Here is a 10,584-nt window from a genome sequence, read left to right as displayed (position 1 = left end):
AGGAAAGCTCAAGCACACCCAGAAGGTCTTCAGGGCAGTCCACAGGGATCTGATAATCAAGACCCTTGGGATTCTGGGCCCGAGAGGCCGCCTCCTGTTTGATGTCGGACACAAAGCTCGGCCAAGGGCCGCTTTCAAGCTGGTCCAACAAGGGGGTTGCATGTTTCGCCATTGCCATACCTCCACATGGTTTGTTTGTATCACGCGCTCGCGTGACGTGCCGGTCAACTGCGGCGATCCGGTGCGGCAATCCGGGGTACAGGCGCGAAATCGCTGCCCGTGCATGGCGGGGATACTCCCCCCAGCACACGCATGAAGGTAAAAACCTGCATGCGCCCGCCCCGTAAAATCGGGACGCCCCAAGGGATCGCGGATAACGGACGTGCAAGGGCCACCGACCGTCAGGCCGCAACGCGGTCAAAACACTGATTAGCCCATTTTCCACTTAATGACAACCGGGGCGGCATGATATACGCAAAAGGCGCAAGAATACCCGGCGATCAAGGCTTTGCGACACAATGCACGTGAGCACAGCATGCCAAAATCATTACTTTAGGCGAGACGAACGGGCATTTTTTTACGTAAAAAAGCAACTTTTTTCTTAAATATTGTACTATTTTTCACAACATTGCCGCACAGCCTTGGCAAAGTACTTTCTTGCGCGTATGATCAAAATGGAATGTGCGGATGCGCCGCACCAACAACGGCCTCGCATGGCCCATATTCGCAAGGGTTATCATTATAATGAAAGACGAACTTGGACTCTACTATCACCCGCAGGCGGGCAATGCCCTTTCGCGCGTCTACGTGCGCCGCGGGCCTGACGGCGAGGTTGAATTTCGCCTCTGGCGCGCCGACCATCCCGAAGTGTGGGAGCGTCACCCCTGGCTGAGCATGGCTGTGGTGCGCAGTGCCGCGCGCATGTATCAGCAAGAACGCAATGCCGAATCTGACCCCCTGCTGCTGTACGACATCGCCGTGGCCCGTGCCCTGCTCCAGGAGGACGAAGCGTGAACGGACGCTGGCTACTGGCCAACCGCGATTTTCTCGTGCGCGATCTGGTGCGCGACTATTGCACCGTTTACAGCCTGCTGGCCGACCAACGCCGCCGCTTTGACGTGGACGGAGCCGTTTCTTACACAGCCTTGCGCGATCTTTTGGGCGAAGCCATGCGCAAGGGTGTTTTCTGGCGGCTCAAGGATACGGCCCATCACCTTTTCCGCAACAGCCCCGGCATTGAGGCCATGGCCCCCGGCGGCATGCCGCCGCTTGAGCTGCCACTGCCGGAAGAACCCGCCGATGAAAACGGCAATACCGCAGAGATGGCGCAAATCACTGCCCTGCGTCGCCATGCTGACAGTGTGCTGCCCGGCGGCGCTCAGGCCCAGAAGGCTTTTGAAACCCTCATTGACTGGTGCATCGGCTATGCCTTTCATGAATGCGCCAAGCTGAAGGAAGACGCCTTTCAGGGCCAGCACTACGCCAACCGGCTTATTCAGATTTCGCGCAGGCCCGGGGTTACGACAGATATGTACAACCCCTTGCGCGGCCTTGGCGGTCAAACCTCGGAAAGCTCCTCACGCGAACTTTCGCGTATCATGCACGTTCTGGCCCACGGGTTGCGGCTTCTCACAAGCTATCTGGCGGTCGAGCGACACAACGCCCATCTGGCGCGCTGGCTTGCCACAGAAGAAGACTTTGCCCGCCAGGTCTTTGGCGCGGGTTACGAGCACCTGCTGGCTTCGCTCTTCGGCAACGACAGGGAGCGCCTCTACCTTCTGGCTGCCAGGGATTTTCTCAATGCGGGCCGCCGCAACCCGGCGCTGGCCCTGCTTGCCCGCGCACGCGACGGCGGGAGCCTTGGGCGCGAGGGCCTTGCCCTGCTGCAGGAACTGGAATGCGCCGCCGCCTCCGAGGCCGACTGCTCCGGCCTGTGCGCCGCCTGCGGCAAAAAGAACACACTCCCCTGCCTGCCCTACCTGAGCGGTCAGGGGCGCGGATGTGCATGACGGTCAGACCTCTCCTTGTCTTTCTTGTTGCCCTGCTTTGCGCCGCGCTCTTGAGCGGCTGCGGTTCGCGCTCCTGGCGCAAGGGCGGGGTTCCCGGCAGCCGCCCTTACACGGTGCGCGGCAAGACCTACTATCCTCTCAAGTCAGCCAACGGTTTTGTGGAAGAAGGCACGGCCTCATGGTACGGCCCAGGTTTTCACGGCAAAACCACGGCCAATGGCGAGACCTACAACCAGTACGCCATGACGGCGGCCCACAAACTGCTGCCCCTGGGCACCAAGGTGCGCGTCACCCACATGGGCAACGGGCGTTCCATCATTGTGCGCGTCAACGACCGTGGTCCCTTTGTTGACGACCGCGTCATTGACCTCTCCCGCGCTGCGGCCAGCCGCCTGAACATTCTTGGCCCCGGCACGGCGCGGGTGCGCATTCAGAGCATGGGCGGCGTTGAGCGCATGAAGGAAGACGGCGACCTTACCGGGGCTTTTTATGTGCAGGTGGGGGCATTTGCCGACAGGGTCAACGCCGACAACCTTATCAACATCCTTTCCCAGACAGGCAAACGCGGACGCCTCATCTACGGCAGCAACAACATGTGGAATGTGCAGGTGGGGCCGTGGCCCGATTCTTTCGGGGCGCAGCAAGAGCTTGATATTTTCCGCGCCATGTATCCCGGCGCTTTTGTGGTCGGCGACAACTAGGGGCAGTGTATAATTATCCTTTTGCCCTCTGACTGCGTTAGAGAGTCTTTTTTTACTCCGAGTACTCTCACAACGTCACGCCATTCTGATTTTTGACAGCAAAAAACCCCGCTTGCGCGGGGTTTCATATTTCTGGAATGCAGTTGGCTGCTACAGGTTGGCTGCGTACCAGTCGCCCGCGAGGCGCAGGCCCTGGCGCACGTCAAACTGCGGGCCATAGCCCAGCAGCTTTTCTGCGCGGCCGATATCGGCAAGGGAGTGCCGCACATCGCCAGCGCGGAAGTCACGGTGCACGCATTCGGCGCTCATGACTTCGGGCTTGTGGCGGGCCACTTCTTCCTTGATGAGGTCAAAAAGCTCATTCAGGGTGGTGCGCTGGCCAAAGGCCACGTTGTAAATCTTGTTGGTGGCTTCGCCCTGGGCAAAGCTGGCAAGCAGATTGGCCTGCACAACGTTGTCGATATAGCAGAAGTCGCGGCTGGTTTCGCCATCGCCGTTCACAAAAACGGTTTCCTTCTTGATAAGGCTGGCGAACCACTGGGGAATAACGGCGGCATATGCGCCGTAAGGATCCTGGCGCTGGCCGAACACGTTGAAATACCGCAGACCAACGCTGGAGAAACCATAGCAGCGGTTGAACACGTCCGCATACAGCTCGTCCACATACTTGGTGACAGCGTAAGGGGAAAGCGGGCTGCCGATCTTGTCTTCCACCTTGGGCAGTTCGGGTGAATCGCCGTAGGTGGAGGAAGACGCGGCGTACACAAAGCTCTTCACGCCCGCATCGCGCGCGGCCACAAGCATGTGCAGATAACCGGTGATATTGCAGCTGTTGGACAACAGCGGGTCGTCGATGGAACGCGGCACAGAACCGAGGGCCGCTTCGTGCAGCACGTGCTGCACGCCCTTGCAGGCGGCGTGGCAGGTGTCGATATCACGAATGTCGCCTTCGATGAAAGTAAACCGACTCCACGCTTCTGGGCCAACGATGTCGCGCACCATGTCCAGATTTTTCTGGTAGCCGGTAAGAAAGTTGTCCAGACCAACCACGGTCTGCCCAAGTTTCAGCAGATGTTCCAGCAGGTTGGAGCCAATAAAGCCCGCAACGCCGGTGATAAGCCAACGCGAAGGCTGGGCAGTCATGGACTTGGTAAGATCGGAATACGCGCTCATTTTTGCGTCCTGTTTTCAGATTTCCGGCCTGCGCCAAGACATACTCCCGGGCAGCAGAACCATCGCTCTTTTACCCTGTAGCAGCGTGACTGTAAAGCTGCGGCGGCTTGCGCCGCCTATATATGCAAAAGCTTCTCCCCTTTTCATAACACGGTTGTAGTGCTATAGGCTTGCGCATGCGACACAAGCCCGCAGGGCAAGCGCCGAACAAGGGAGAGCGCCGAGCATGAAGATCATTGTTCTGGGCAACCAGGCCAAAGCCATGAGCAACTTCTGGAGTGTATTGATCCGGCACATGCGCAAGGCCGGGCACGAGGTAGTTTGCTGCGCCCCGCCAGGCGACGCCGATGCTGAGGCGGCACTGGCCGCTCAGGGTGCGCGCCTGCGCCATTATTCGCTGGACAGAAAGGGGCTGAACCCCCTGAGCGACCTGCGCACCACCCGGGAACTGTTCGGCCTTTTCAGGGACGAAAAGCCAGACCTGCTTTTCGCCTCTACCATCAAGCCTGTGATCTACGGCTGCATGGCGGCAAGAGCGGCTGGGGTTCCCCACGTTTATGCCACTATTACCGGCCTTGGCTATGCCTTTGAGGCTGATTCCTTCTTCAAGAAATGCGTCAACCTTCTGGGCCGCCTGCTCTACCGCGTGGCGCTTTCTGGCGCGGAAGGCGTTTTTTTTCAGAATCAGGACGACATACAGGTTTTCCGCCAGTCGGGCATTCTCGGACGCAATGCGCGGGTGCTTACAGCGCGCGGCACCGGAGTGGATACCAAGCGCTTTGCTCCCAGCGCTTTTCCCGACTATTCCGCCGATGGCCGCCTGAGCGGCTCGCCCGTTTTTCTGCTGGTGGCGCGATTGCTCGAAGCCAAGGGCTTGCCGGAATATGCCGAAGCCGCGCGCCTGCTCAAGGCCCGGTACCCAGATGCCCGCTTTCAGGTGCTCGGCCCGCCGGAAAAAGGCCTCGGCAGCGTGAGTATGGAACAGATGGATGCGTGGCAGAAACAGGGCTGCATAGAATACCTTGGTGAAACACGCGATGTGCGCCCCTATGTGGCAGCTGCCCATGTGCTTGTGCTGCCCTCTTGGCGCGAGGGAACACCGACCTCCATTATGGAGGGAATGAGCATGGGTCGCCCCGCTGTGGTCACGGACGCCCCCGGCTGCCGCGAGGTTGTGCGCGACGGCGTCAACGGTTACCTTGTACCGGTACGCAATCCGCAGGCGCTGGCAGGCGCTATGGAATCCTTCATCACCAGTCCTGAAAGCATTGCCCGCATGGGGCAGGCCGGACGGGAACTGGCCCTGAGTGAATTTGACGCCGAAAAAGTGGCCGCGCGCATTCTTGAAGACATGCGCGTGCCCGCCATTGAGGATACCCTATGATAAGCACATACCGCATGGCCATGCTGCAGGTTCTGGATCTCGTCTGCATTTTGCTGGCACTCAGCATTACCGGCTTTCTGACGGTCGAATCCGATCTGAGCATTTTCCACGACTATACGGGCGCTACGCTCTTTACCATTTTCTTTTACATGCTCTTTTTTTACATCCTTGATGCGTACAGCGTGGGCAACGAGGATTTCAAGGAGACCGTGGGGCGTGTGCTGGTAGCCTGCCTGCTTGGCATTGTTTCTTCGGCCACCGCCTCCTACGCCTTCCAGCACTGGCGTTTTGACCGCGAAACCGTGGCCATGCTTTTTGCCCTTTCGCTGGCCTTTTCTCTAGGCTGGCGCTGGATTTACCACCTCAATGCCGAAAGGCTCACCCACCCGCTACGCATTTTGCTGGTTGGGGTGGACCGCGCGGGCAAGGTGCGCCAGTTGCTGGCAGAGGGGCTGCCCAAGGCCGAAATTCTTGGCTATGTGGGCGAACGCGATCAGGGGCCTGATGCCGGGCCGTGCCTTGGCGCACCATTCATGGCTCTGGACATTGCCAAAGAAAAACAGGCAACCATGATCCTGCTGCTGCCTGATGCGCCCATTGACGACGACATCGCCCATGACCTGCTGGAAGCAAAGTTGCGCGGCAGCATGGTGGTGGATATCCGCAGTTTTTACGAGCACGTGGTGCAGCGCCTGCCGCTCTCGCAGATCAATGATGAATGGCTGTTGCAGACCGAGGGCTTTTCGCTGAACACGCGCGGCTCGTTGCGCAGGCTCAAGCGTGCCCTCGATGTGCTGATTTCATTGCTCCTGCTCATTCCCGCAGCGCCCATCATGCTGCTGACCGCCATTGTGGTGCGGCTGGAATCGCCCGGCCCGGTCATTTACAAACAGGATCGAGTGGGCCTTTTTGAAAAGGAATTTACAGTCTACAAGTTCCGCTCCATGCGCGCAGACGCTGAAAAGAACGGAGCCGTATGGGCCAGCGCCCACGATGCCCGCGTGACAAAGTTCGGCAAGTTCATCCGCAAGGTGCGCATAGACGAACTGCCCCAGATCTGGAACATCCTGAAGGGCGACATGAGTTTTATCGGCCCGCGCCCCGAGCGCATGGCCTTTGTGACCAAGCTCAAGGAAACCATACCCTACTACAGCCTGCGGCATACGGTTAAACCGGGCCTCACCGGCTGGGCGCAGGTGTGTTATCCTTACGGCGCGTCAGAAGACGATGCCCGCCGTAAACTGGAATATGACCTGTACTACATCAAGAACATGTCCATTCTGTTGGACATAAATATCGTGTTCAAGACCGTCGGCGTTGTGCTCTTCCCCAAGGGAGCGCGCTAGTCCGCGCCTGAAAGCGCACAGCCGTTGCAAATGCCAAAGCCCCGCAGGATAATCCCGCGGGGCTTTTTACTGCCCTTGAAAGGCAGGCCGACTAGGCCATTACCGCCGCAATACTCTCGGCAGATCCTTTCAGATAGGTTGCAAAATCGCTGCCGCTGAGCGCCTGGGAAAAGATGTATCCCTGAATGACGCCGCAACCATTGGTCGCCAGAAAATCAAGCTGCTCCAGCGTTTCAACGCCTTCTGCCACTGTTGACATGCCAAGGCCTGAGGCGAGAGTCAGTACGGTTTTGACAAGCTCATTGGAAGCATTGAACGGCGCGTTGATACCGTCAATGAAGGACTTGTCGATTTTCAGGCTGGCAATAGGCATGGTATGCAGGTAGTACAACGATGAATACCCGGTTCCAAAGTCATCCAGATAAATCTGTATCCCCTGCTCGCTCAATGCCGCAATGGCCCGCGACGCCTCCGCCATATTGGACATAAAGGCCGTTTCGGTGATTTCCATGCCCAGATGCTCGGGGCGCACATCTTCCCGGCCCAGCACGTCCAGCACATCATCCACAAATGTTTCAGCGATGATGCTGCGACCGGACATGTTCACTGACATATGAACATTCCCAAGGCCCTGCTCCCTCCACTCCCTTTGTTGCCGACACGCCTTGCGCAGCACGTACATGTCGAGCCGACGCACAAGCCCGGTTTCTTCAGCCAGAGGAATAAACACTGAGGGAGGAATCCACGTGCCGTCAGCGCGCTTCCAGCGCACCAGAGCTTCACAGCCTGCAACTGCGCCGTTGGCGATATCAATCTTGGGCTGGTAGTGCACCTCAAAGGCGGCACTGTCCATGGCGCGGAAAAGCTCAGTTTCCAGGACCATGCGGTCGTTGGCCGCCACCGTGAGGTCTTCTGTAAAAAACGTATACGTGTTCTTGCCCTTGGCCTTGGCTCTGTACATGGCAAGGTCGGCGCTTTGCATCAGCGCCTCCACGGTTGTGCCATCGCCAGGATAGCAAGCAATGCCAATACTTGCGCTCAGATAGATGGAGTATTCGTCCACGTAAAAGCAGCGGTTCAACGAATGCAGCACATTGTTTGCAAGGGCCTCAAGCTGGATCTTGCCCTGCGTTTTGCCCACAACAATGACAAATTCATCGCCGCCAGTCCGGGCCACGCAGTCATCCTGCCGCGCCAGGTATGTCAGGCGCTCCGCAGCCTGCCGCAGGAGCTTGTCGCCCAGCGAATGCCCGAAACTGTCATTCACCTGCTTGAAACGGTCAAGGTCGATGAGCAGCAAACCAACCATGCCCCCGGATTCATGCACATCCTGCATGGCGGCCATGAGCCGCGTTGCCACCAGAGCCTTGTTGGCAAGCCCCGTGAGCAGGTCGTGGTTAGCCCTGTAGGCCAGCTCCCTCTCCATCGCCGAACGTTCCGAAATATCCAGCAGGGAAATGACTGACAGGCCGCTCTCTGGGACTTTTGCCCGGGTTACCAGCACATTGATGGTTTTTCCCGTGCTGCTCCGGATTTCTGCTTCGTATTTTTCACTGCCTCGTGTTGCAGAAGAGCCGAACGACAGCGGCGAATGCCCTTCGCCTTTACCCAAAAATCTGGTTATGAAGAGCTTTCCTTCAATCTCATCCGGCGGCATGCCCACAAGGTTGGAAAATTCCGTATTTGTCAAAAATATCAGCCCGGTACTGCTGATAACCGCCGTTGCCGTACCGGTGTTCATGAACAGGGTCTTGTACCGTTCTTCCGAGCGTTGCAGCTCCTTACGCGTTGTTTCCAGATCCGTTATGTCCACAAACGATTCCAGAAAAATCTCTTCACCCTTCATCTCAATGGCGCGCACGGATTTGACGATGGTCTTCATGGTGCCGTCTACTGACGTCAGCTGGCCCGCGAGCAGCTCGCCCTTGGGATTGTCCTTGCCCATGGGGCAGAGATCCACCCCGCCTGGGCAGATAAACTCATGGCAGGGTTTGCCAACAATTTCATCGGCGGGCAGGCCGATGAACTGCTGCGCGAACGCATTGATGCTGCGCACTTTCAGACTGCCTGGCTCAATGGTGATTACGCCAGCCTGAAGAGTATCCAGGGTCTGTTGCAAAAACTTTTCGTTGGATTGCAGGGCGTCGATCATGCTGTTGATCTTCAGGGAGAGGTCAAATATTTCGTCATCGCCCTGAATATCAATCTTTTTCAGTGGCTCGCTGCTTTTTTCAATATGCTGCGCCTGCCGCTGCATGGAGAGAATGCGCCTGAGTATCTGCTTTTCTGTAAACACCAGAAACGCAATCAGCATCCCCATGCCAGTGACAACAATCAGAATAAAATTCTGCAAAAACATGCGTTTGCCAAGCTGGGCAATTTCCCGGCCTGTGACGAGCCGCAGACAAAAGGCCGCACAATCAAACACATCGCGCATCACCGAATATGAATTGATGCTGCCGTCTTCGCGCACTATTTTGAAGCCGTTCACATCATCCGCAGCCATGGGCAGGCTGTTGAACGCTTCCACCGGCAGCACGGTAAAGCGCAGCAGCGTATCGTGTTCCACATCCTTTATAAAATCCGCATCAATGGCGCGGGTCATAAAAACCACACCATTGGCGGGCAGCAGCATGGCCGTATCGCGTATTTTCTGGGCCGCAACAATATGCGGCACAGAACCAATCATCATGATCCCTGCAAGGCCTTCTTCCGAACTGCCCTCCAGCCTGTTGACCAGTTGCCCGTAAAGGCGTTGCACCTCGGCTGTATGCCCAGGCTTGCGCCAGTCCGCATCCTCTTCAACCATATATACGTTTGCGGCATTTCTGCTGACGTAGGCAATGGACGACAGATTCAACTTTGCCAGCATCTGCTGCCGCAGGTTGGTTCGGACAAATTCATCATTATTGTCCTGCATGAACCGGTAGGCGTCATCCCAGCATGCCCAGTCCACGGCGATATGGCTTAGCTGTGTTTCCTGCGCATGGATGTGGTTGCGCAACTGCTTCATTTTTTCGGCGGAACTGTTGCTCTCAATGGCATCCACGCCGCGCACCACCACAAGCTCGGACGTGACGTAGGAAATAAGCACGAACAGCCCGACTATGGCGGCGCACACAATAAAGGAAAGCTGCTTTATACGCATAGATCACCTGTCCGGTGTGCGGGCCTGCCAAGGCAGGCCGCCTGAGTAACACGCAAGGCTACACGCCGACACCGTTGAGGAAGGGATAAATGATGCGGCAGGGCTTGCAGGGTGTAGCCCGCCGTTCCGCTGACAGCATTCGCATAGCCTCTCCCGAATTTTTTGGAAAAAGCAGTAAGCAGTGGCGGTTTCGATAAATGTTGATTTCAGGCTACCTTTTTGCGGAGAACATTTCCACCGCCAGTTGCACCCAAATTCCCCTGCCCATAAAAAAAGCCCACCATAGGCGGGCTAAAACAAAAAATATTCACTACGAGGGGAGGCATATCACGAAGATTATCAAAGAATGCTCGGTTGCCTCGCTATGAGTTCTTCAAGCACCACAGCATCGGCAGGCAAAAAACCGAGGGCAAAGGCCTCCTGCGGCTCTACCCACCGCAGGTTCTGCCCTTCTTCGCCACAGGGTTCGCCCACGAATTCGGTGACATGAAAAAAATACAGCCGCACGCTGAAGCCGCGCTCCACATATTCGTGATCAAGGCTTTTCCAGAACACGACCTGGCGCACGCCTACGCCCAGCTCTTCAGCCAGTTCGCGTTTGAGGGCGTCTTCCGGGCTTTCTCCGGCTTCAAGTTTGCCGCCGGGAAATTCCCAGTATCCTTCAAGAGGCTTGTCGCTGAGGCGCTGGCTGGCCAGAAACCTCTTGCCCCGCCAAATGATACCCGCAGCTACTTCTATATGTTGCATGCCACTCTCCACACCGGGCACGCGGCCCTGGAGCAATTTGGGGTGAAAACGTATTTATACTGTTGCACCAAGCTGT

At 57.2% G+C, this 10,584-nt stretch carries 8 protein-coding genes and 1 pseudogene; 5 read left to right on the top strand and 4 right to left on the bottom strand.

The genetic code is table 11. The features are described 5' to 3' along the window. Nucleotides 1–172: pseudogene (locus QZ383_RS07735) on the bottom strand (sulfite reductase, dissimilatory-type subunit alpha); the annotation flags it as partial. A gap of 572 nt (nt 173–744) precedes the next feature. Between QZ383_RS07735 and QZ383_RS07730 the strand changes: the two are divergent. From QZ383_RS07730 to QZ383_RS07720, 3 genes are read left to right on the top strand one after another with little or no spacing between them, the layout of a single operon-like run. Next, nucleotides 745–1,014: a hypothetical protein gene (locus QZ383_RS07730; RefSeq protein WP_022658936.1), complete on the top strand. Its 270-nt coding sequence runs from the start codon at nt 745–747 to the stop codon at nt 1,012–1,014. Next, a complete protein-coding gene (locus tag QZ383_RS07725; RefSeq protein WP_291444420.1) occupies nt 1,011–2,009 on the top strand; it encodes a hypothetical protein in 999 nt (332 codons plus the stop codon). Before QZ383_RS07730 ends, QZ383_RS07725 begins: the two co-directional genes overlap by 4 nt. Then, entirely contained in the window at nt 2,000–2,710 is a 711-nt protein-coding gene (locus QZ383_RS07720; RefSeq protein ID WP_291444418.1) for a septal ring lytic transglycosylase RlpA family protein, read from the top strand. Before QZ383_RS07725 ends, QZ383_RS07720 begins: the two co-directional genes overlap by 10 nt. 150 nt (nt 2,711–2,860) lie before the next feature. Here the strand turns inward: QZ383_RS07720 and QZ383_RS07715 are convergent, their stop codons facing one another. Continuing rightward, entirely contained in the window at nt 2,861–3,883 is a 1,023-nt protein-coding gene (locus QZ383_RS07715; protein WP_291444416.1) for an NAD-dependent epimerase/dehydratase family protein, read from the bottom strand. Nucleotides 3,884–4,109: 226 nt separating this feature from the next. Between QZ383_RS07715 and QZ383_RS07710 the strand changes: the two genes are divergently transcribed. After that, nucleotides 4,110–5,267, top strand: a complete 1,158-nt coding sequence (locus QZ383_RS07710) for a glycosyltransferase family 4 protein (protein WP_291444414.1) — start codon at nt 4,110–4,112, stop codon at nt 5,265–5,267. Further along, nucleotides 5,264–6,613 carry a sugar transferase gene (locus QZ383_RS07705; RefSeq protein WP_192113058.1) on the top strand — a complete coding sequence of 450 codons (1,350 nt, stop codon included), beginning with the start codon at nt 5,264–5,266 and terminating at the stop codon, nt 6,611–6,613. The genes QZ383_RS07710 and QZ383_RS07705 overlap by 4 nt, the downstream gene beginning before the upstream one ends. A gap of 91 nt (nt 6,614–6,704) precedes the next feature. Here the strand turns inward: QZ383_RS07705 and QZ383_RS07700 are convergent, their stop codons facing one another. Beyond that, complete coding sequence (locus tag QZ383_RS07700) at nt 6,705–9,761, bottom strand: EAL domain-containing protein (RefSeq protein WP_291444411.1); 3,057 nt, start codon at nt 9,759–9,761, stop codon at nt 6,705–6,707. 339 nt (nt 9,762–10,100) lie between these two features. Continuing rightward, a complete protein-coding gene (locus tag QZ383_RS07695) occupies nt 10,101–10,508 on the bottom strand; it encodes a (deoxy)nucleoside triphosphate pyrophosphohydrolase (protein ID WP_192113060.1) in 408 nt (135 codons plus the stop codon). Nucleotides 10,509–10,584: the final 76 nt, after the last annotated feature.

This window comes from Desulfovibrio sp. (assembly GCF_019422935.1).
In the GTDB taxonomy this organism is placed as follows: domain Bacteria; phylum Desulfobacterota; class Desulfovibrionia; order Desulfovibrionales; family Desulfovibrionaceae; genus Desulfovibrio.
The sequence above is the reverse complement of the archived record's forward strand: the minus strand, read 5'-3'. Positions and strand labels throughout refer to the sequence as shown.

Coding starts and splice junctions, on each gene's coding strand:
- QZ383_RS07730 (WP_022658936.1), top strand. CDS start 745: ATGAAAGACGAACTTGGACTCTACTATCACCCGCAGGCGGGCAATGCC.
- QZ383_RS07720 (WP_291444418.1), top strand. CDS start 2,000: ATGTGCATGACGGTCAGACCTCTCCTTGTCTTTCTTGTTGCCCTGCTT.
- QZ383_RS07715 (WP_291444416.1), bottom strand. CDS start 3,883: ATGAGCGCGTATTCCGATCTTACCAAGTCCATGACTGCCCAGCCTTCG.
- QZ383_RS07710 (WP_291444414.1), top strand. CDS start 4,110: ATGAAGATCATTGTTCTGGGCAACCAGGCCAAAGCCATGAGCAACTTC.
- QZ383_RS07705 (WP_192113058.1), top strand. CDS start 5,264: ATGATAAGCACATACCGCATGGCCATGCTGCAGGTTCTGGATCTCGTC.
- QZ383_RS07700 (WP_291444411.1), bottom strand. CDS start 9,761: ATGCGTATAAAGCAGCTTTCCTTTATTGTGTGCGCCGCCATAGTCGGG.
- QZ383_RS07695 (WP_192113060.1), bottom strand. CDS start 10,508: ATGCAACATATAGAAGTAGCTGCGGGTATCATTTGGCGGGGCAAGAGG.